We start from the raw sequence: 21329 nt of genomic DNA on the forward strand, positions 1-21329 counted from the left end.
AGATACCGAACCTATGCCGGGCATTCAAACCTGCGCAATGCTCACAATAGTTAGATCCGAGGCAGCGAATTGCGCAATGTGTCAATAAGCATAATGCCCGACGGCGCTTCGAAAAATACGACCGGTTGGTATGTAATCAACAATACATTGAACATGGGTCCGCTTACGGAAATAATTGAACCAGTGTGGTGGTTGCTCCTGTGGACCGACATAGATTCTCGGTCCTGGATCCACAGGTACATCGCAACCGGCTGACCCGCTGAGGAAACAGCCTGAAAGATATGGGTTTTTTGTATGGCGGATCGAATCACGACCGACAACGAGACCGATCGGCTCGTCGAGTTCCTGACATCACATCTCTCGAATATCGGCGACGTGACGATGACCGCGAACGATCACACCATCGCTGCACATAACGAGCTCTCTGCTCGACAGCGCCTGCATTTCAAGCAACTGATGCATCGACTCGGCTCGAGTATTGTTGAAGAGTTCCGGCTGAGCAGGAGCTTCGATCGAGTGGATACCGAACCGGTACGTGAAATGGCAAGTATCTATGCGGATTCGGGCCTCGCCGAGCACGAATTGTGCTTATCCACGACCGTCGCCATAAAGACCACGATGCGATATGTCTTCGAACACGGAGCAGAAAACATGGTGTCCGGGCTGATGGAGTACGCATCATACAACCGCCCCGCAGCGACGGTATTCAACCAGGTCAAGATAACGGAATTTCGAACCCGCCTGCTCGAACTGGGCAGAGATCATCCTGTACGGATGCTGACCGGAAATGCCTTGTTACGCGGCGATACGACCGACCCCACACTCACGGAGTCAGATCTCGAAGCCTCGTATTCAATCCTGCGAATCACGACGCGGACCGAAGAAGACCGAACCGAGTACATCCGAAGTATCTGGCTCCGCGTCGCCGATGACCTGAAGGAATCCGACGTCTACTGGTCATTGGCCGACAACGACCTCGTACTGATCTACCCGCATTCGCTGGACGCCCGATCGGCGGAAATTGCGCGAGACATGGCGGCACAGCGAATGAATAAACCATGCTGGGCGGCCGTCTCCCCCCCGGTGCCCGCATCTGATATCCCGAAAGCCACTGCCGAATGCAAGGAAAGCATCCGCTGCATTCATCGTCTAGGATATCCGCCCAGAGTTTACGAATCGAGGTTGATTCTCTTCGAAAGAATCATCCTCAGCGCGGATCCAACGCTCCTACGCAAGGCACAAGCACTCTTACTGGACGTACAGAACCAGCCCAAACTGGCCGAAACCCTGTACGCCTGGATCGCACTCAACGCTCGGCGCGGGACAACCGCTCGATATCTCGGGATACATCCGCGAACCCTGGACTACCGGCTGCGGCGCATCCGCGCAGTCATCGAATTGGACCCCGCCGACTATTCCACCTTCCCGCTGCTGCGCATCGCGGCAATAGCGTGGTCCGCCGACCGATGAGCGGCCCGGTATCGCACTGCTTGCCAACGGGGATTCGTCATCGACTTGTTCGCTGCAGTCGGAGAGCACGATACAGATGGCGATCTTGTGGTTCGGTGCGAGCTGTCAATCAAGGCGGAGAAGTGCTGGCCCACGCCCCTCCGCCGATCACGAAGCTACGCATCGAGGCCTAGCTACATACGCGGAAACGCGGTTCGGAAGAAATTGTCTTTGCAAGCCCTATGGGGCAGCGGCCACGCGCCCGCAGAGCGGCTTGCTACACAAGGCGATCACGGTTGCGAGCCGGTCTCGGGATCGGGCGCATGGACAGCGGTAAGAACACCGAGTACCGCTGGCGTCGGCGGGTCCGACAGCAGCACCGTGGCTCCCACCGGCACTCTGGTGATCAGAAAGTCATAGCGCACCGAAGTGCGCCCAATATCGCCGAAGGACATTCGACAGAGACAGTCTCACCGAACCAGAGCCTATCGAGGTAGTCGACTTCGTATCGGACCGTGGAATCCGGCCGAACAACCACTGCAACCCGAGGCGTCCCAGTAGGACGGGTCTCAGCTGCCTCCACCTGATGACAGTGCTGCGGTGGTATTGCCCGGCTGCGTCGGTGTCCTGCCAGTCGACCACCCTTGTGATAATGACGCTACTCACTGCGCTGCCCGCACGCCTCGGCTCGGAGTTGTGGTGATCCCCGCACAAGGAATCCGCGTGCAATGGAAGGCAGCGCGTCGAATTCTGATCCTCTCGGAAGACACAACGTCGTGTGACCTCGGTCATTCGATCACGGCCACAGCCTGGATCTCCACCAACGTCCCACCAACCGGGCGGTGAGCCCTGGTGACGGGGGCAAGGTATAAAGTCTGGTCCGCGCGCCGGTAAGTAACGGTGCCGAACGATCGAACGTAAGCAATGGCCATCCCTCAACCGGGGCTATCCTGAGGGGACACATCATCGAGAGGTGAGCAGTGGTGTTTCGCCATGGTCTTTGAATCGGTGCAGGAGTAAATGACCGATATCGATCCCTTCGCAACGCAACGCGACATGTCCGGTTCGGTCGTGGCGGAACTGGCAGCCGCCGGGTTCGATGAGGCTGAAGAGATCGGCCGCGGGGGGTTCGGCACTGTCTACCGTTGCAAACAGGGTTCGCTCGACCGCGTTGTGGCGGTCAAGGTCCTCACCGCCGATCTCGATGAGGACAATCGGGCGCGGTTCTACCGCGAGCAGCAGGCAGCGGGCAGGTTGACCGGACACCCCAACATCGTGAGTGTCCTTCATGCCGGTGCCACCGACAACGGTCGTCCCTATATCGTCATGCCGTACTATCCACAGGGCTCCCTCGACGCACGGATCCGCAGCAACGGGCCGCTGGAACTACTGGAAGGGCTGCGGCTCGGGGTAAAGATGGCAGGGGCTCTCGAGACGGCACATCGCTACGGGGTTCTCCATCGCGACGTCAAACCCGCGAACATACTTTTCACCGACTATGACGAGCCGACGCTGGCGGATTTCGGAATCGCCCATGTCGCGGGAGGGTTTGTTACTGGCACCGGTATTGTGACAGGTACACCGGCTTTCACTGCTCCGGAGGTGGTCGCCGGCGAGCCACCGAGTCCTGCTGCGGATGTCTACAGCTTGGGCGCGACGTTGTTCGCTGCGATCACCGGTCATGCCGCTTTTGAACGTCGTAGCGGTGAACAGTTGGTGGCCCAATTCCTCAGGATCACCTCCGAGCCGGTCCCGGACCTGCGGCGGCCGGGCATTCCCGAGGACGTCAGCACCATGATCGAACGCGCCATGTCCAGCGCCCCGGGCAGCCGCCCGTCCGCAGCAGAACTGGGTGAACAACTCCAGGCATCCCAACTCCACCATGGCTTCTCCGTCGATGAGTTGGTTCTGTACCCTCCATCTGCAGCCGCGCACGGGGCCACTTCATCCGGGCCCGAGAAGTCCGTCCCGGCCGGATCGCCTGACCTTCGACCGTCGGATACTTCATCGGGTTCAGCCCGGCCAGGGCGAATTCCACTGGAACTGACCAGTTTCGTCAACCGGCGCACGGAACTGACCGCAGCAACGAACTCGTTGTCGACTTCGCGAATAGTGACCTTGACCGGGATCGGCGGCGTCGGCAAGACGCGGCTGGCGGTGCGGGTCGCCACCGGCGTGCGGCGTGACTTCGCCGACGGTGTGGCTTTTGTGGTGCTGGGCGAACTGCGTGACGAGTCGCTGCTGCTGGGTATCGTTGCGGGCGCGCTGGGATTGCAGGACCGGTCGGAGCGCCCCTTGCACGAGGTCCTCGTCGAATTCCTCGCCGATCGGGAACTACTGCTGGTGCTGGACAATTGCGAGCACATGGTGGCCGCAGTCGCCGAGCTCGCCGATTCGCTGCTTCGCTCGTGTCCCGGGTTGCGGATTCTCGCGACAAGCCGCGAACCGATCGGGGTCGCTGGGGAGGCTGTATTGCCGATTCATCCGTTTGCTGTCCCCGATCCCGATCGACCGAGGAACCTGACCCATAACGACGCGATGAGATTGTTCGCCGAAAGAGCTGCCACGGCTGTCGTGGGGTTCGAGCTCACCGAAGACAACAAAGTCACCATCGCCCAGATTTGTCGGCGGCTGGATGGGTTGCCATTGCCGATCGAGCTGGCCACGGCTTGGTTGCGGGTAATGTCGCCCGAGCAGATACTGCAGCGGTTGACCGATCGGTTCGCATTACTGACGCGGGGCAGTAGGAGCGCCCCGCCACGGCAACAGACACTGCGCATATGTATCGACTGGAGCTACGACCTTTGCGAACCGACGGGCCAACAAGTGTGGGCCCAGCTGTCGGTCTTCACCGGCAGCTTCGAACTCGAGGCCGCCCAATACGTGTGTGGCGATGATCTTGCAGCAGAGGAGTTCCTGAACACGGTAACCGACCTGGTCGACAAATCTATCCTGGCACGGGAGGAGTCGGGTACCGTAGTGCGGTTCAGAATGCTCGACACCGTGCGCGACTACGGCAAGGAAAAGGCACAGCAGGCCGGTGAATACCTCGAGCTTTGCCGCCGCCACCGCGACTGGTATGAACGACTGGCGATCGATGCCGTCGCCGACTGGATAAGTCCCCGGGAGCTCGAATGGATCGCCAGGTTTCGCCGGGAGCTACCAAACCTGCGGCAAGCGCTGGAATTCTGCGCGTCCGGCAGCCCTGAAACCGGAATCCGGATCGCCGTCGCATTGTTTCCGTTCTGGGTAACCCAAGGTTGGCTCAGCGAGGGGCGACGCTGGATGGACCGCCTCCTGACACGCCGAACCGGGCAAGCCACTGTCGAATATGCCGCAGCGCTCTTCGCCGCCTGTCAAATGGCAGGGCTGCAGGGCGACCTTCCCGCCGTGGCCGTTCTCGTGGGCGACGGGCGTGCGCTCGTCGAGCAGACAACCGACCCTCTAGCCCACGCACACATCGATTTCGCCGACGGAGCCCACGCATTGTTCAGCGGGAATTTCTCCGATGCAGCCCAGTATTTCGAAGGGGCTGCCCATGTGTACGCTCAAAGCGGCGACCTCCTCTTCCAGGTCTTGGCTGTCACCGCCTTAGGGCTCACGTATGAACTGCGCCATGACAGCGAAAGGGCGATCAAATACTATGAGCGCGCGCTCGCGATCACCGAGGAACACGGAGAGTTGTTATATCGGTCGTACGTACTGTACTGGCTAGCTACTGCGTTGTGGCTGCAGGGCGATCCCGCGCAGGCGACTCGATTACTTGCACAGGCTTTGCAGGTAAGCCGGACTGCAAAAGACCGCATGAACACGAGCCTGTGCCTACAAGCACTGGCGTGGATTGCCGCCGAGGCAGAAAATGCCGAGCGTGCGGTCGTGTTGACAGCCGCTGCTGAGCAGATCGGCCAGTCAGTGGGGACCCCGCCCGCAATGTTTTCAGACCTGCAGGTCCACCAAGAAGCGTGCGAGCGCCGAGCCCGACGGGCAATGAGCAGCCAGACCTACGCCGCAGCCCAGCGGGAAGGCGCCGCGCTCGGTTTCGACGCCGCGATCGCGTACGCGCTTGGTGAACACTTCTCACCTGCGTCAGCAGACGCTGGCGGCGGCAAACTCACCAAACGCGAGAGGCAAGTCGCCGAACTGGTAGCCGAAGGGCTGACGAACAGGGAGATCGCCGCCCGCCTGGTGATCTCGCCGCGCACTGCAGAGAGACACGTCGAGAATCTGCTGACCAAGCTAGAGTTCACATCGCGGGCACAGATCGCCGCTTGGATCGCGGCATCGCAAAAGCAACCTTCAGAACCACGACCGAATGCCACCGACGCCTGACTACGACCGCCGACCACGATCCAGCGAGGCTCGTGCCCCAACGTGATCGAATACGTTCCGGTGCTTGATAGTTGAAGATGAGCGGGCGCTCTGCCATAGACCGGTCCTGTCCCTGCATCTAGCGGCTCTGGTGATCAGCGGGCGCATGCGACCGGTGCTGTGGATCGAAGCGAGTAGCAGCGACGAGCATGATGTCCGGCGAGAGCTATGCCGACTGCTGCGGCCTGCTCGGACGTCACATTCGGTTGACCAGGTGGAGAACCTTCCGCTTCGGCGTCTTCGCTCAATCGACCGGTACCGCAATATCGACTGGATCGCACCGCGCCCCGCTGTTCATAATCGCTGGCACCATCGCAGATGCACGCCACTTCAGCGAAGATGCCGTCGCCAGGACCGGGGGACCACCGAGCTCTTCAACATCGACGGCGCGACCCACATGGACTTGTATCACCACGAAGAGTCCTCCGCCGGTCCCGCTGGCTCATCGACTGCCTGCCTTGCCTGGACAGCAGTGTCAGCGCGGCGGTTGCGACTTCGTTCAGCGGCGGCCCGATTTCGAGGGCGACGACGTCGTCTTCGGCGACCGGGGCCTCGAGAGCGTCGAGCTGGGAGTCGAGCAAACCCGGTGGCATGAAATGGTCCATGCGGGCGGTGAGGCGGCATTGCAGTTGTTCGCGGTTGCCGCTGAGGTGGATGAACGTCAGGAGCGCCTCGGGATGGCTGGTCATGGTGTGGCGCAGGACATCTCGGTACGAGCGCTTGAGTGCCGAGCAGGTGACGATGGCGGATCGGCCGTCGTGGATGTGATCTGACATCCAGTGTGCGATGGCTTGCAACCAGGGCAGGCGGTCGGCGTCGGTGAGGGCTTGGCCACTGGTCATTTTCGCGATATTGGCCGGAGGGTGCAGGTCGTCGCCTTCGAGTAGATCCCAGCCGAGGCTGGTGGCGAGAATGCCCGCGATCGTGTACTTTCCGGAGCCGGAAACGCCCATGACGATCACGATGTGCGGATGCAAGGTGGGGGTGGACGTCATGGGCGCCGCTCAGATGATCGCGCTGAGGGCGAGTACGCCCGCCAGGCCGGTGAGCGAGATGAGACATTCCATCACGGTCCAGGATTTCAAGATCTGCACGACATCGATGCGCAGGTATTCCTTGACCAGCCAGAATCCGGCGTCGTTCACATGCGACAGGAACAGCGAGCCCGCGCCGATGGCGAGAACCATGAGGGAGACATGGGTATTGGTCAGTTCGGCGGCCACCGGGGCGAGGATGCCGGACGCGGTCACGGTCGCGACTGTCGCCGAGCCCGTGGCGATGCGGATGAGTAAGGCCACGAACCAGGCCAGCAGCAGAACCGGCAGACTGCTGTCGCGAATGGCGTCGGCGATCGAGTTGGCGATGCCGGTGTCCACGAGCACCTGCTTGAAACCACCGCCTGCGCCCACGATCAGGAGGATCCCCGTGATCGGTGGCAGGGCACTGTTCATAGTGTCGGACAAAGCGTCTCGGCTCATCCGGCCGCCCGGCCGAGCACGATCATGCCGACGATGAGCGCGATCCCCAGGGCCACGACCGGCGTGCCGAGCACGTCCACGACCTTCTTGGCGGTCGCTCCGGATTTCGGTGACACTACGTCGAATACGGCGCTACCCAGCATCAGGAAGACGTATGTTCCGCCGCCGCCGACGACGTGCACCGAGCCATGATCTCCCCGTGGCCTGTCACCGCCTAGCTTGGCAGACCGGCGGCGATTCTCCCGGCGCCGGCGAGCAGATCCAGCCACACCCACCGCATGGTTGCGGCATAACCAGAGTCTGTGCGCCGCGTCCGGCTCGCAGGCGATAGGCGCGCATCCCACACCTCGTGTCGGTGGTGGTCTTCATACGGCCAGGACCCGTACGGCTGGTCCTCTTACTTCCCGACGCGAACGACCGAAAGTGCCCGCGCGAACTCGACAAGTCGGCGGCCCTGGTAGTGGGCGCATGCCAACACTGTCTCGTCGGGCATCGCAGAGGGGAATCCCGCGGGCCAGGACGTTCCGTAGGGGTTGCCACCCGCCGCGTAGACGATGTCGTCGGTGTAGCCGAGGGGAAGTATGAGGCAGCCCCAATGATAGAAGACGTTGTTGAGCGACAAGATGGTCGCTTCTTGTCCGCCGTGCTTTTCGGCTGAGGAAACGAACGCCGTCACGGGCTTGTCGGCGAGCTTTCCTTCCTGCCACAAACTGCCGGCGGTATCAAGAAACTGTTTGAGCTGGGCTGCCGGAGCTCCATATCGAGTCGGCGTGCCGAAGGCGTATCCGTCGGCCCATTCGAGATCGTCGAGGCTGACGGTCGGGACCTCGAGCTCGATCTCTCCATGATGCTTCGCCCAATCCGGGTTCGACTCGATCGCTTCCGGCGGTGCCAACTCGGCGGCCCTGCGCAGTCGTACTTCGGCTCCGGCTGATTCGGCACCATCTTTTACCGCCTGCGCGAGTCGGTAAACGGATCCGGTTGCGCTGTAGTAAGCGACCAATATGCGAGGTGACATCTGTTGCCTTTTCCATGCTCGAAGCGGTCATCCGGCGGGAGTGACCACATATGACTAAGTACGATTAACGTACTCAATATCCTATAATCGAACTTACCGGCCGGGCTGCGGCCCGTCAACGGGTAGCTCTTCGCAGGCGCCGACCCGGCTGCGAAAATCAATCGTCACCTCGTTGGCGACTCACTACAGGAAGCGGGCATGGGCGAAACACGGGAAACAGGGGGTGCGGCGAGGTCAGGAGGGGGCGAGATCTCGCAGACTCTCGATCGAGGATTGACGGTGCTGTCTCTACTCGCCGCATCCAGCGATGGCCTGACTGTTGCCGAGCTGTCCGATGAACTGTCCACCGCTCGGGCAGTGGTTTACCGGTTACTTCGGACTCTCGAAGCCCATCGGCTGATCGGTCGAATCGAGTCCCGATACGTCTTGGGAATCGGGGTGGCCGAGCTGGCCAGCCGACTACGACCACAACTGCAGGCCACCGTACTGCCGATCCTGCGGCGGCTGAGCGCCAAGACCGGCAGTACCGCGTTGCTCAGCGTCGCCGACGGAGACCAGGCTCTCATCCTGCTGACGGAGGAGCCTGCGGATACCACCTTCCATCTCGCGGTGCGGCAGGGTGCCCGTCATCCGTTGGATCGCGGTGCGGACGGTATTGCGATTCTCGCCGGCCGCCCCCGGTCTTCCGACGACAGCGATGAGGTCATTCGCGCCCGCGAACTCGGATATGCCGTAACGATCGGAGCGTTGCAAGCAGGTGCCATTGGCGTCGCGGCGCCGATCGTGACATCGGACTGGGCGACCTCGAGCATCGGCATCGTGCAACTGGGGGGCGAATGCGATCCCAAGGTCTCCGAAGTGGTGATCGCCGCAGCCGCGGAAGCAGCCAAGAGGCTGGTGGGAGATTACGGTGACGCCCGATAGGGCCACGCCGAATTCATCTGCTACGTAGGCGAATTCGTCTGCTACGTAAAAGCCCCGCCGTTTGGCGCAGAGGGCCGCACCAGCGGGGCTGTCACGAGAATTCGATCAGTCGGCTTCCGCGGCCAAGGCATCAGGTGCACTCGACAACTCCGCACTCCCGCGGGCTCGCCTTGCGACATACCAAGACCAGATCGCCCCGATAGCGATCCAAATTCCCAGAGCCCACGGCAGTGTGTCCAACGGACTCGAGGCCTGATAAAAAGCACCGAACACGGCACCCGCGGCCACGAGAATTCCGGCGGCGGCTGCGATGGTCAGCTTCGCTCTGTTCACGACATTCCACAGTCCTCGGGCACCGGCAGCGCTGACAACGAGGTACATCATGGCGAGCCCGGTTCCGGCGAATCCCGCCATCCACCCGAACATGGGGGTCCACTGCGGCTGGAGCACATCGGGTTGTTCGGTCGCCCGGGAAAAGAATCCATCGGTGAGGGTGACCAGCAGGATGAACACGACGGCGACCGCTCCTACTACTGCGGCGCCGACGACCGGCGTACCGAAGCGGGGGTGCAGGGCGGCCAATGGTGCGGGCAGACGGCCTGCCCGCGCCATCGCGAGCATGCCTCGGGTAGCCGCTACGCCCACGCCGATGGTCACGGCGAGCACATCGAGAATGATCAGCACTGATATCAGGTTGCCGAATCCCACCGAGCCGAAGTCGGTCCCGGATGCCAAGCTCTGCAATGGGAACACGCTGTTCTTCCAGGCATCGGCGTCGAGCCCGAAACCGACAGCTTGCGCGTATGCGCTGATGATGAAGTACACGCCGACGATCGTGAGCGACCACAACACGGCGCGAGGGATGTGGCGCTTCGGATCATCGGTCTCCTCGGCGAGGTTGGCGGCGGATTCGTAGCCGATGAACATGTTGATTCCGTAGAGCACGCCGTACAGCAGATCGACCCGCGGCACCGCGAACGGATTGATCGGTTGCGCCGACAGACTGTGGCCACCGAGCCCGCCGCGGGCGATGATGTACAGCGAAAATCCGAGGACAGCGGCCGAGGAAATCAAGGCCAGTGCCAACTGTGCGCGTACCGAGACCTGCACCCCGACGATCACGATGGCGACGACGATCGCCACGAAGATCAATGCGATAGGCCACCATGGGATGTCGATTTCGAATGCGCTGAACAAAAAGCTCGAGGTCAGCCCCCCGAGTGCGAGGAATGTAGCGGCGGCGAGCACGAGCATCGCTCCGTAATACAACCAGCCCGCGACAATGCCGATGCGCGGACCGAAGGCATCACAGATGTATTCGTACAACGACCCGCACAGGTGAATTCGCTTGGCATATTGCGCGATGACCCAACCTGCGCCGAACATTCCCAGCCCGGCGATAAGAATCGCGACGGGAGTCGCGATGCCGGCACCTCGGCCGGTTGCCGATAGCCCGATGATCAGCGGTAGCAACGTCGCCACCGAGAACACCGGTCCCATAAAGCCCACCGACTGGGCCAGGACGCCTGTCATCGAGATCTTGGCGCGCCCCAACGTGCCGTTCGTCGATTGACTCATTTGTGACTCCTAGAAGGCGACCCGATAAAGAGCCACCGAGTATTGTCCGATAATCGGACAAGGTGTTCGTTTAATGAACAAATGGTGATCCTCCGGCGATGGAATGTCAATGCCGAATCTCATTATTTGCGTTTACGCCAGTGAATTGCCGAGAACGCCCGCAAGTCGGAAACAATCCGGACATACGCCAGAAACCAGGGCAGCGCGATCGTTGTAAATCAAATTGATGAATCGAATGCGCAAGCCAGCAGTGGACCGCGAATCTGGCAACTTCCGGGCCGGAACGCGGGCCGAATCACCTGGGTGCGTCGGGCCGGCGCCGGCATGTGCTTGCGGTAATCACGCCGGATCTGCGCGAGGCAGTGATACCGGCGTGAGCAATCGGTTACGTTGGGACACCATCAGTTCCCGCACCGCGGCGCGGAAAGCTGCAAACTCCGTGTCGGCCAGCAGAGCATCACGGCGCACCACGCGCTCGGTCGGCGAATCGAAGCGCCACAGGAATGTGATGGTGTTGAGCTCGCCGACATCGCAGGTGTATACCCCGAGCGGGATACCGAGGTGGCGGATCTGGGCCGAGCGGCCGCGCTCGTGCCAGATCTCGAGGTATCGAGCGGTGGCACCTGGTCGGAGGGTGTAGACCCGTTCCTCGACAATCACGAGACTCTCCCTTCGGGGGGATGCAGAGTATGTGCGCGGGTGACGTCGAGAGCGGCAAGCAATGCGTCGACGGTCGTGGACAGTGCCGCCTGGGTGGCGGCAGCGGCGACGTAGCGGTCCGGCCGCAGGATGACAACGTCGATGTGACGGTCGTTGAACCAGGGGCGCAGCACTCCGTCGATGTCCTCGAGCACCAACGTTTCCGCGAAGGATGTGGCCCGCCGCGGGCCGGCCTCGCAGGATTCCACGAGCTTGAAGAAGGTGCCGCCCATGGCGAGAAAATCGGCGACCTGGCCCTCGGTCAGATGCTCGGCGGGGTCGCAGTCCCAGCCGACCATGGCCAGCCAATCGCCTAGCGCGTCATCCAATTTCACCGTGGAACCATCGTCGACCCGCACCGAAGGCTGCACCATCATCCGGCCGACGACGGCTGCCGACGAGCCCTCGGTTCCGGCCACGAGAGCACCCCGGCGATAATGCGGGATCGGCTTGAATTTCATTTCCAGGACCCATCGGCGCACGCTCGGCACCAGGCCCAATGCGCGTAACACCGCGTCACGCAGCGCGGCTTGCACACGATTGGTCGGGCACAGTAGGCGGCCGAGGGTGGCTGACATCGAGACCATTGCGGCGGCGTGTGGTTTCCGCTCGGTTTCATAGGAGTCCAGCAACCGCGTGCCGAAGCGGCCTTGGACGGCGCCTGCCAATTTCCAGCCCAGGTTGGTGACGTCTCGGATGCCGGTGTTGAGGCCCTGACCAGCCCACGGTGGCATCAGATGCGCGGCATCACCTACGAGGAAGACCCGTCCGATGCCGAATTGTCGAGCGACACGGGCATGGTGGGTGTACACGCGAGCCCGGACGATGTTCAGTGCCGAGGGGTCGGCGACGTGGCGGGCGAGCAGTGCCCGGATGGAGTCGTCACCGAGCATCGTGTCGTCGTGCTCTCCTGGGAACAGCATGAATTCCCAGCGCCGATAGCCGTGCGGGAGGTGCACGCATACATAGGGCCGGTCGGATTCACCATGCAGCTCCGTGCTCGCGGAGTCGACCGGGTCGTTGTCGCAGTCGATGACGACCCATTTGCGGGGTTCGGTCCGTCCTTCCAAGGGGATCTGCAGGAATTCACGGACGCTGCTGCGGCCGCCGTCGGCGCCGACGATGTAGTCGGCCGTGACCGTGACCGACTGCTGGTCCGGACCGCGCAGTCGCACAGTGCAAGATGTCTCTGTCTGTGTCAGTGCGACGGCCTCGTGACCGAGCAGCGGACGTGCGACCGGAAATCGAATCAACCCGCGTCGCAATACTTTTTCGAGATTCTGTTGGAGGAAGATATTGCGTCTCGCCCAGCCGAACTCGCGGGTCGTCGGGCGGATATCGGCCAGGCAGCGGCCGGTGCGATCGAAGAACTGCAGCGGAACATTCTGGATGGTGTCCGCGAGTTGGTCTTCTGCGAGATCGATCGACTGCAGGGACCGCAACGATTCATCGTCCATGCCTACCGCGCGTGGATATTCCACGATTTCGGTCTCACGGTCGATGACAACCGTCTCGACGCCGTAGTTACCCAGAATGTTGGCCAGCAGCACGCCGGACGGGCCAGCTCCGATGATCGCGACCTGGGTACGGATCAGCGCGCCGGTGTCCATTACCGCTCCTGGTGTCTGGTGAGGAACGCCCGCACTTGCTCGCTGAAACGCTCGGGCTGGTCGTCGTGGACGTAGTGTCCGGCATCGCCTATCGTGACGATTTCCAACAGTGGCTGGCGTTTTCGCATCTGCTCGGCGAGTTCGGCCGTGCAGTAATCTGATCGGCCGCCGCGGACGAGGAGGGTTGGGCAGGCCAGCAGTTCCAGCGAGGGCCACAGATTCACCGGCGGATAGGTCCGACGAGCATCGGATATGCCCGCGTGGTCCCATCGCCACCGGTATCGGCCATCGGGCAGTTGCTTCAGGGTATGGCGTACCCGGCTATCCAGCGCGGTATCGCTGATATTCGGCCGGATGGAACGCCAATAGGCGCGGGCACCATCGAGTGAGTCGAATTGCGTTGGTGTGGAGGCAAGTTCGGCCGCGATACGTTCGGCACCGGCACCGGCTGCGGCCGCGCCCGGTCCGGAGTCTTCGATGATCAACGACGCGACCCGATCGGAGTGCTTGCCGGCGTACATCAGCGCGACCGCACCGCCGAGGGAGTGTCCGAGTAGCGTGAACCGCCGCAATTGCAGTCCGTCGACCCATTGCGCCAGGTCATGCAGATATGCCGAGTGATGGTAGCGCCGGTCTGGATCCCAGGCCGAGTCGCCGCGACCACGCAGGTCCAGCGCGAGCACCCGATGATCACGCGCAAGATCGGCCGCCAATTCTTCCCAGGTGTAGGCGTAGCTACGCAACCCGTGGATCATGACCACTGCTGGAGCATCTACCGGTCCCCACTCCAGGTAGCTGCAGGACAGACCGCCGAGAATGGTCTGGTGGTGACGGGGCTGCAGTCGCGGGTGCGGCAATTGACTCATCGCAGGCCGTCGCTTCCTTCGACATCGGCTGCCGCGAGTCCTCCCAACCTGGCATGCAGTCGCCCACGTGTGGCGAATGCGAAAAGAACCGCCACCTCATCCGGTCCGGGTGCGTCGTCGAGCATCACACTGACGGTGTCGTAGTGCGAGCGCACATACAGAGCGTCCTTGTGCGCCAACGGGATATCTATCACCGTTCCGGGGCCGCCACGTTTGCCGGTGGACGGTACCCAGGACAGTCCGCCACCGATGGCTTCCCGCACCGGGTCGGCGAAGACCTGGGTCAGGAAGGCGTTACCGTGCTCGTAGTCGCCGTTGACTCCGACCAAACATGCCTTGCCGTAGCTGCTGATCGGTGTGCCGTTCGCGGCCGCGACAGCGCGGCGACCGAATTCGTGGCCGAGTACGTCGGAACCTTCGACGATGACCGACAGGTCCTCGACGAATCTTCCGGCGCACGGGTTGGCGACCACAGCGGCGATCACGATCTTGCGGACCGAGTCGCCGTCCGCGGGCCGGCCGGACTCGGTGGTGAGAATCTCTTGCTCGAAGGTGTACCAGCGGCGGATGTGGTACTTGCCGAAATCTTTGGTGCTCAATGCTTTACGCCAATCAGGAGAACAGTGGGTCGATGGTGGTGGGGTCGCTGGGAGCATGGTGGGCCGCCAGCACGCGTTTGCCTTCTTCGTCGTCGTGGACGGTTTCGCAGAAGAACTCGAATCGGTTGCCGTCGGGATCGTTGAAGTAGAGGCCGAAGCCGACTTTGTGGTCGGTGGTCTTGACGACTTCGACGCCTTTGGCCAGCAGCATTCCGTGTAATCGGCGCAGGTTGTCGATATCGCCGGCGATCTCTAGTCCGTAGTGTTGCAACCCGATTCCACCGACCTCGGCGCCTTCGTCGGCGCGGATCAATGCAATGTCGTGATGCTTGACGCCGAACGACAGAAATACCCAGCGTGGACCGCGCGCGGTGATCTCCATGCCCAAGATGTCGACATACCAGGCCGCGGAGGCCTCGGGGTCCTTGACGAACAACGACAGGTGAGTACGTAGTACCTGCGGCTTGAGATCGACAACAGGTGGATTGCCGGGTGTGGGTGAGGGAACCATGGTCTTCGTCCTCCGGAGGTCAGTGGCTGGCATTGTCTTTCGCGCGGGCCGGAGTCCAGGCCACGTCGGTGATCTCTGGGAATTCACGCCATTCCTTGACCCAGTTGTCGCCGCTATCGGTGGATCGGAACAGATGTCCGTATTTCGTACCCGCGAAAATCAGGTCCGGGTCCGCGGTGTGCGTGGCGAAGGCCCAGGTGGTCGAGTTCGCGGGCGTGTCCAGGCTGGTGGGAGTCCACGTATGGCCCAGGTCGGTCGATTTGAGGATTTTCGTTTCGGTGCCCGGTGTTCCGTCTCCGATGCCCAGCAGCAGATCGTCGGTTTCCGGGATCGTCGTGAACAGACGCGTGTAGTAAATGCCCCAGGTGTCGCGCGTATCGGTGCGCTGCCAGGTTGCGCCGTCGTCATGGCTGACGAAGAACGCGTTGACAACGGCGACAACAATGGTCTTCGGCGGGCCGGACAACACGACGATGCTGTGCACATCACTGTGAGTAACGCCGTCGGGCAACAGATCTGGGTCGCCATCGATGCGTTGCCAGGTGTCGCCGCGGTCGCGGCTGCGCCACAATCCGCCTTCTTCGATCCCGAAGTACACGCTCTTGCCGTCTACGTGATCCCACACGCTGGTGAGGATTCGCGGTCGGTCCACCCCGGCACAGAATTCGGGGATCTCCGGCGACAGTCGTTCCCACTGTCGACCGCCGTCGATACTGCGGAACACCGCGGCGCGGCTGGGAGCCCCGGTGCCTGCCAGCAGGGTCTGCGGTTCGTTCGGGTCGACCGACAACGTCCAGATGTGCATGTCGTTCATCGGTGAGTCGATGCGACTCCAGGTAGCGCCGGCATCGTCGCTGCGACACAACCCGAGCTCGGTACCGGCGAAAACCACATTGGGATCCACCGGATGCACCAACAGGCTGCGCACAACCGAGTCGAATTTCAGGTCCTGTCCGATGCTGAGCCGGGACCATTTCTTGCCATCGTTGGACGTACGCAGGATGCCCTGCCCTGCGGTTGCTACCAGAACTGTTCCGATCATGGGCGCAACTCCTTCCCGTCTTGAATTCAGCGGCACGGTCAAATGAAGATGCCGCGGGTGAGGCCCCCGTCGATTCCGATGGACTCCCCAGTGATAGCGCCCGCGAGCGGGGAGGCCAGAAAGCAGACGAGCTGCGCGATCTCATCGGCGGCCAGGACACGGCGGATGGGCGTGCGGTCGATGAAGCCCTGCTCGATCTCGGCCGACGTGAGGTTCTGGCGCGCTGCTTCTTTTTCGTAGAGCTCGTGGATGTGCTCGGTCTCGACCACGCCGGGATGGATGGTGTTCACGGTGATCCCGGCTGGTCCGAGCTGGTCGGACAAAGCTTTGGTCATGTGAACCACAGCGAGATTGCGCATTCCGGACAGGGCATGGCTGGACCGGCCGGTGAGTCCGCCGATGTTGATGATGCGGCCATAGCCGCCGGCCCGAAAGAACGGCTCTGCCGCCTGAGCGCACCGCAGGTAGCCCACGACCTTGGTGTTGAGGTCGGCCAACAGCAGCTCCGGGTCGGCTTCGGCGAGAGTGTTACGTACCAGGCCGGAAGGGGCGGCCGCGCCGTTGATCAGGATGTCCAGGCGTCCGAACCGGTCGGCGGCCGCCGCGACCATGGCGCGCACCGACTCGGTGGAGGTTGTGTCAGCCGCGATAGCTGCCACTTCGCCCCCGGTCTCGGCGTGCAGTTCCCGCGCTGCCGCCTCGAGCCGGGCAACCGTGCGCGCCGCGATGACGACTCTCGCGCCCTCGCCGAGTAGTTCGCGGGCAACGGCCTTGCCGATGCCCATGCCGCCGCCCGTGACGACCGCGACCCTGTCCTTCAATTGCAAGTCCATGTGATCCTCCGGTTGGAGGCCGATCAGCGCGTGCTGGATCAGCCGAGGTTGACCCAGACGCTCTTGGTCTCGGTGTACAGATCGAGTGCGGCTCTGCCCATTTCGCGGCCCCAGCCCGATTCCTTGTAGCCGCCGAACGGCGAGGCCGGATCGGTGAGGTTGTAGCAGTTGATCCAGATCGTTCCCGCGCGAATCGCGCGAGCGAGGGTGTGGGCGCTGGTGAGGTCGCGGGTCCAGATACCGGCCGCGAGCCCATACGGACTGGCATTGGCCCGGCGGATCAGATCATCGGTCTCATGCCAGCGAAGCACCGTGAGGACAGGACCGAAGATCTCTTCCTGAACCACGGTGAGCCCGTCGTCCGGCGCCTCGATGACCGTCGGCTCCACGAAGAACCCACCTGCATACTCCGAAGCGAGCGTCGCTGGGCGACCGCCCCCAGCGGCGACGCGGCCGCCTTCGGCGCGACCGGACTCGACATACCCGCATACCGTCTTGTGCTGCTTGGCCGATACCAGCGGACCCATCTCCGTGGCCGGGTCTGTCCCAGGCCCCACGACGATGCGCCGAGCCCGGTCGACAACGCCGGAGAGCACCTCGTCGTAAAGATCGGCGTGAACGTACAGCCGAGAGCCTGCCGTGCACGTCTGCCCCTGATTGAAGAAGATCGCCTCGGCCGCCGCGGCCGCGACCGTGTCCGGATCGGCGTCGGGCAACACGATGTTGGGGCTTTTGCCGCCCAGTTCCAGCGATACCTTCTTCAGGTTGCCCGTCGCGGCGATCGCGACCGCACGCCCGACAGCTGTGGAGCCGGTGAAGGCGACCTTCCCGATCCCGGGGTGCGCGGCGATCGCGGCGCCGACCGTGGCACCGGGCCCGGTCACCACATTGACGACACCGGGCGGGAACCCTGCCTCGTGAATCAACTCGACCAGGCGCAGCGTGGACAGCGAGGTTTCCTCGGCCGGCTTGAGCACGACGGTGTTACCGGTCGCCAGTGCCGGTGCGAGCTTCCAGACCGCCATCGACATCGGGAAGTTCCAGGGCACGATCGCGCCGACCACACCGATGGGCTCATGCGTGGTGTAGTTGAGCACATCCAAGCCGCCGCGCGGGGATACCGGGATGGTGGCTCCCTCGTATTTGCTGGGCCACCCGGCGAAGTAGCGGAACAACTTCGCCGAGGTGCCGACGTCGACCGCTCGGGCTACCGAGAGCGGTTTTCCGTTGTCGTAGGACTCGAGCAGGGCCAGTTCATCGGCGTGCTCCTCGATCAGATCGGCGAGTCGATGCAGTAGCCGCCCGCGGTCCAGCGGCGCGAGTCGCTGCCACGAGGGATCGTCGAACGCGGCATGCGCCGCGGTCACCGCTCGGTCGACATCGGCCGGATCGCCCAGCGCGACGCTGGTCAGGCGGGATCCGGTCGCCGGATCGATGCTGTCGAACCAGTTACCGGATGTGGCCTCGACCCGTCTGCCGCCGATCAGCATGCCAACAGGTGTGGACAGAAACCGCTGCACCGTGGCGTGGGTGGACTGGCTGACTGTGTCGGTGGTCATCGTAATTCTCCTCTCACAGGACCATCTCGATCAAATGCGGCCCACCCGCCCGCAGCGTGTCCGTCAGCGCTGCCGCGAGCTGGGCCGTGGTGTGCACACGCACACCGTCGACGCCGTAGCCGCGCGCCAACGCCAGCCAGTCGATGCGGGGGTTTCCGAGATCGGTGAGAGCCTGTGCGGCGGGACCCGGATCGGTGGTGCCGTGCCGGTCGAGTTCGGTCCGCAGCACGTTGTAGCTGTGATTGGCGGCAATGAGCACGGTGATATCGCAACGCTCACGCGCGATCGTCCACAGCGACTGCAGCGTGTACTGGGCGCTACCGTCCGACTGCAGTGCCAGCACCGGCCGGTGCGGAGCGGCGATCGCAGCGCCCAAAGCAGCGGGAATACCTTGCCCGATAGCGCCGCCGGTATTGGTGAGCACCGTGTGCGGAGCAGCAGCGGCCGAAGCGGTGAAGAACGGATAACCGCAGGTCCCGCCTTCGATACTGACGATCGCACCCTCGGGTACCAGCGCCGCGATCACCCGGCCGGCGTTGGCTCCGCTCAGCGGTTCGTCGGCGGGCATCGTCAAATGTGGCCGGGCAGGCAGTGCGGCGGGCCCGGCTCCGAGTAGATCGGCCAGCGCGACCAGCGCAGCCGAGGCGTCCTCGGTCGGCCCGGCTAGCGGCACCACGCTGCCCGGTGGGGCCAGCAAGCTCGGCACCCCCTCATAACCGAAGTACGCCACAGGTTCCTTCGCTCCGGCCAACAGCACCACCTCAGCGTCGGCGAGCGCCGCGATCGCGGTCTCCGGGAAGTAGGGCAGCCGATCCAGTTCCGGCAGCGTCGAGCCGCGTTCGACGACCGCCGGGAAGGTCTCGCAGTACAGCGTCGCCCCGAATGCCACCGACAGCCGCCACGCCGCATCCTGCCCCTTGGCATCGAGTGCGGTTGCGCCGAGCAGGATCACGATCGGCTTGCGTGCCTGCCGGATCGCAGCGGCCGCCGCCGCGACGCTGACATCGGACGCGGCCGCACGCCCGCGCACAGACCAACCACCGGCCGGGCGCACTTCCGGCGCTGCGGCGCGGTCGAGTGGGCTCGACTGCAAATCCGCCGGAATGATCAGCGTGGCCGGCCCGCGACCGGCGATCGCAGCCCAATGCGCCGCGACCAGATCGTCGCCGAGCCCCGACGCGGTCTTCGCACTGCGCACCCAGCGGGACACCGGCCGGGCCAATGATCCGATATCGGAGGTCAATGCGGCATCGAAGCCAACGTGCCAACTGGCGTGATCGCCGACAAGGTTGACGATCGGCGTGTACGCCCGATGTGCGTTGTGCAGGTTGGCAACCGCATTGCCCAAGCCCGGCCCCAGATGCAGCAGCGTCATCGCGGGCCGACCCGCGATCCGGCCGTATCCATCGGCGGCACCGGCGCAGACCCCTTCGAAAAGGCCCAGCACCGGCCGGACCCCCGGCACCGCATCCAGCGCCGCGACCAGCGGCATCTCGGTGGTTCCTGGATTGGCGAAGCAGATGTCCAGGCCGAGATCGACGGCAGTGGCGACAAGCAACTCCGCGCCGTTCGTCTGCGCGAAGGACTTTCCGGGAGTGGAGGGATTCGAACTCACAAGCAATCCGTTCGTTTATCGCACATCACTAGTGCGCTTATCGCAAATCATGATGCATCGGGTGACGCGGGGTGTCAATCAGTTCCGCACGAAGCCGTCAGCCGACAACGGGAGCGTTCGCAGAGCGCACACGAAAACGCCCCGGACTGCGCGTGCACAGTCCGGGGCGTCGCCGAGAGGTGAAGTTGTCGATGCGTTGCAGGTCAAGCCATAGGAGACCGGCCCCGAATGAAGGCGCCCACGAGGCGGCCATCGTCCAGCAGGTCCGCAACGGCAGCCTGAACCCGCTGTTGGTCGTAGGAAACAACCATGATGCAGCAATCAGGCCCGCTGCCGCCGCCGGGAATCGGCACCGCCGCCGCGTGTGCGTGCGGCACGATGTGACCACTGGTGGCCGCCCAGCCCCGGCGCCGCGCCTCGATGACCCCCGCTGGATCGTCGTCGCTCGGCGGCTTGGTCGCGAGGATCGCATATCCCGCCGACCCTCGGTCGCGTGGATGATGACTGCCCGGACGGTAGGCGAGATACACATCCGAGGTCGCCGGTACCGCCACCGCTGCGGCGACTACAGAATCGACATCGTCGAAATACAGCACGGCAGTGCAGGCGTGCCGATCCGCCAGTCGCTGCAGCAGAGGCCGCGAGAAGTCGATGACAGCGGGACGCCCCACCCCGACCAGGGTCTGCAATTCCAGGCCGGGTACGTAAAGACCCTCGTCGGTTCGCTCTACGAAACCCTCGGAAACCAGAGTCTGAATCAGCCTGTGCACGACCGTGCGATTGAGGTCGGTGGCGACTGCCAGCTCAGTGGCACTGAGCCCCTGCGGGTTTCGCGCCACCGCCCGCAAAACCGCCACCCCCCGCGAGAGCGTCTGAGAGTTGGGATGGCTGACCCGGTCCTGGGAATTGACGTCCACTGCCTCACCTTTACCACACTCGCGTGCGCTCTGCGCTCGCCGCACGTCGATCCGGCCCGCCCCGGTGCGCGCGGGGCGGTTTACGCAAAGTTTGCGACGACGCCTTGACTCCGATGCCGTCGACAGCCACGATAGTTCACATTAACGCACCGATAGCGTGCGATTATCGCACGGATAGTTTGGAGGACTGGATGGCACCCCCAGCCTCACCGGACAGGGCTCGACCGCCGATGACGCGGGCCGCCCGCCACCGATGCGGCACG

16 protein-coding genes and 2 pseudogenes are annotated in these 21329 nt (G+C 63.3%); 4 read left to right on the plus strand and 14 right to left on the minus strand.

Features of this window, described 5'->3' with window-relative positions; all coding sequences use genetic code 11:
- Positions 1–294 precede the first annotated feature (294 nt).
- Both ACQPZ2_RS28675 and ACQPZ2_RS28680 read left to right on the plus strand, forming a co-directional pair.
- Positions 295–1470 carry a PucR family transcriptional regulator gene (locus tag ACQPZ2_RS28675; RefSeq protein WP_433521304.1) on the plus strand — a complete coding sequence of 392 codons (1176 nt, stop codon included), beginning with the start codon at positions 295–297 and terminating at the stop codon, positions 1468–1470.
- A 999-nt stretch (positions 1471–2469) separates the two neighbouring features.
- Positions 2470–5778 carry a protein kinase domain-containing protein gene (locus tag ACQPZ2_RS28680; protein ID WP_433521305.1) on the plus strand — a complete coding sequence of 1103 codons (3309 nt, stop codon included), beginning with the start codon at positions 2470–2472 and terminating at the stop codon, positions 5776–5778.
- A 413-nt stretch (positions 5779–6191) separates the two neighbouring features.
- Here ACQPZ2_RS28680 and ACQPZ2_RS28685 read toward each other — a convergent pair whose 3' ends face one another.
- The 3 genes and pseudogenes from ACQPZ2_RS28685 to wrbA all read right to left on the minus strand — a co-directional run bounded on the left by ACQPZ2_RS28685 (position 6192) and on the right by wrbA (position 8298).
- On the minus strand, positions 6192–6812 hold the full coding sequence (locus ACQPZ2_RS28685; protein ID WP_433521306.1) for a gluconokinase: 621 nt from the start codon (positions 6810–6812) through the stop codon (positions 6192–6194).
- 9 nt (positions 6813–6821) lie between these two features.
- Positions 6822–7447 (minus strand): annotated as a pseudogene (locus tag ACQPZ2_RS28690) (DUF401 family protein); the annotation flags it as partial.
- 245 nt (positions 7448–7692) lie between these two features.
- Positions 7693–8298: an NAD(P)H:quinone oxidoreductase gene (gene wrbA / locus ACQPZ2_RS28695; protein WP_433521307.1), complete on the minus strand. Its 606-nt coding sequence runs from the start codon at positions 8296–8298 to the stop codon at positions 7693–7695.
- A gap of 213 nt (positions 8299–8511) precedes the next feature.
- Between wrbA and ACQPZ2_RS28700 the strand changes: the two are divergent.
- Positions 8512–8703, plus strand: a pseudogene (locus ACQPZ2_RS28700) (helix-turn-helix domain-containing protein); the annotation flags it as partial.
- 48 nt (positions 8704–8751) lie between these two features.
- Positions 8752–9237 carry an IclR family transcriptional regulator domain-containing protein gene (locus ACQPZ2_RS28705; protein WP_433527545.1) on the plus strand — a complete coding sequence of 162 codons (486 nt, stop codon included), beginning with the start codon at positions 8752–8754 and terminating at the stop codon, positions 9235–9237.
- Positions 9238–9342: 105 nt separating this feature from the next.
- Here ACQPZ2_RS28705 and ACQPZ2_RS28710 read toward each other — a convergent pair whose 3' ends face one another.
- From ACQPZ2_RS28710 to ACQPZ2_RS28760, 11 genes are all read right to left on the minus strand, one after another.
- Positions 9343–10815 (minus strand): APC family permease, encoded by a 1473-nt coding sequence (locus ACQPZ2_RS28710; protein ID WP_433521308.1) that lies wholly within the window; start codon positions 10813–10815, stop codon positions 9343–9345.
- A 339-nt stretch (positions 10816–11154) separates the two neighbouring features.
- Positions 11155–11475, minus strand: a complete 321-nt coding sequence (locus tag ACQPZ2_RS28715) for an NIPSNAP family protein (RefSeq protein WP_433521309.1) — start codon at positions 11473–11475, stop codon at positions 11155–11157.
- On the minus strand, positions 11472–13124 hold the full coding sequence (locus tag ACQPZ2_RS28720; RefSeq protein ID WP_433521310.1) for a bifunctional 3-(3-hydroxy-phenyl)propionate/3-hydroxycinnamic acid hydroxylase: 1653 nt from the start codon (positions 13122–13124) through the stop codon (positions 11472–11474). Before ACQPZ2_RS28720 ends, ACQPZ2_RS28715 begins: the two co-directional genes overlap by 4 nt.
- Complete coding sequence (locus tag ACQPZ2_RS28725; RefSeq protein WP_433521311.1) at positions 13124–13990, minus strand: alpha/beta fold hydrolase; 867 nt, start codon at positions 13988–13990, stop codon at positions 13124–13126. Before ACQPZ2_RS28725 ends, ACQPZ2_RS28720 begins: the two co-directional genes overlap by 1 nt.
- The gene (locus tag ACQPZ2_RS28730) at positions 13987–14589 is read right to left on the minus strand and encodes an amino acid synthesis family protein (RefSeq protein ID WP_433521312.1); all 603 of its coding nucleotides are present in this window, start codon (positions 14587–14589) and stop codon (positions 13987–13989) included. The genes ACQPZ2_RS28725 and ACQPZ2_RS28730 overlap by 4 nt, the downstream gene beginning before the upstream one ends.
- A gap of 13 nt (positions 14590–14602) precedes the next feature.
- Positions 14603–15100, minus strand: a complete 498-nt coding sequence (locus tag ACQPZ2_RS28735) for a VOC family protein (RefSeq protein ID WP_433521313.1) — start codon at positions 15098–15100, stop codon at positions 14603–14605.
- A gap of 19 nt (positions 15101–15119) precedes the next feature.
- Positions 15120–16142, minus strand: a complete 1023-nt coding sequence (locus tag ACQPZ2_RS28740; protein ID WP_433521314.1) for a WD40/YVTN/BNR-like repeat-containing protein — start codon at positions 16140–16142, stop codon at positions 15120–15122.
- A 38-nt stretch (positions 16143–16180) separates the two neighbouring features.
- Positions 16181–16975, minus strand: a complete 795-nt coding sequence (locus ACQPZ2_RS28745; protein ID WP_433521315.1) for an SDR family NAD(P)-dependent oxidoreductase — start codon at positions 16973–16975, stop codon at positions 16181–16183.
- 38 nt (positions 16976–17013) lie between these two features.
- The gene (locus ACQPZ2_RS28750; RefSeq protein WP_433521316.1) at positions 17014–18534 is read right to left on the minus strand and encodes an aldehyde dehydrogenase family protein; all 1521 of its coding nucleotides are present in this window, start codon (positions 18532–18534) and stop codon (positions 17014–17016) included.
- Positions 18535–18547: 13 nt separating this feature from the next.
- On the minus strand, positions 18548–20149 hold the full coding sequence (locus tag ACQPZ2_RS28755) for an acetolactate synthase large subunit (protein ID WP_433521317.1): 1602 nt from the start codon (positions 20147–20149) through the stop codon (positions 18548–18550).
- 203 nt (positions 20150–20352) lie between these two features.
- Positions 20353–21066 (minus strand): IclR family transcriptional regulator, encoded by a 714-nt coding sequence (locus ACQPZ2_RS28760; RefSeq protein WP_433521318.1) that lies wholly within the window; start codon positions 21064–21066, stop codon positions 20353–20355.
- Positions 21067–21329 lie beyond the last annotated feature (263 nt).

Origin of the sequence: Nocardia pseudovaccinii (assembly GCF_050942345.1) — a bacterium.
In the GTDB taxonomy this organism is placed as follows: Bacteria; Actinomycetota; Actinomycetes; order Mycobacteriales; family Mycobacteriaceae; genus Nocardia; species Nocardia pseudovaccinii.

What these genes read in the sequence shown, in the direction of transcription:
- ACQPZ2_RS28675 (WP_433521304.1), top strand. Translation starts at nt 295, where the DNA reads ATGGCGGATCGAATCACGACCGACAACGAGACCGATCGGCTCGTCGAG.
- ACQPZ2_RS28680 (WP_433521305.1), top strand. Translation starts at nt 2,470, where the DNA reads ATGACCGATATCGATCCCTTCGCAACGCAACGCGACATGTCCGGTTCG.
- ACQPZ2_RS28685 (WP_433521306.1), bottom strand. Translation starts at nt 6,812, where the DNA reads ATGACGTCCACCCCCACCTTGCATCCGCACATCGTGATCGTCATGGGC.
- ACQPZ2_RS28710 (WP_433521308.1), bottom strand. Translation starts at nt 10,815, where the DNA reads ATGAGTCAATCGACGAACGGCACGTTGGGGCGCGCCAAGATCTCGATG.
- ACQPZ2_RS28720 (WP_433521310.1), bottom strand. Translation starts at nt 13,124, where the DNA reads ATGGACACCGGCGCGCTGATCCGTACCCAGGTCGCGATCATCGGAGCT.
- ACQPZ2_RS28725 (WP_433521311.1), bottom strand. Translation starts at nt 13,990, where the DNA reads ATGAGTCAATTGCCGCACCCGCGACTGCAGCCCCGTCACCACCAGACC.
- ACQPZ2_RS28735 (WP_433521313.1), bottom strand. Translation starts at nt 15,100, where the DNA reads ATGGTTCCCTCACCCACACCCGGCAATCCACCTGTTGTCGATCTCAAG.
- ACQPZ2_RS28740 (WP_433521314.1), bottom strand. Translation starts at nt 16,142, where the DNA reads ATGATCGGAACAGTTCTGGTAGCAACCGCAGGGCAGGGCATCCTGCGT.
- ACQPZ2_RS28745 (WP_433521315.1), bottom strand. Translation starts at nt 16,975, where the DNA reads ATGGACTTGCAATTGAAGGACAGGGTCGCGGTCGTCACGGGCGGCGGC.
- ACQPZ2_RS28750 (WP_433521316.1), bottom strand. Translation starts at nt 18,534, where the DNA reads ATGACCACCGACACAGTCAGCCAGTCCACCCACGCCACGGTGCAGCGG.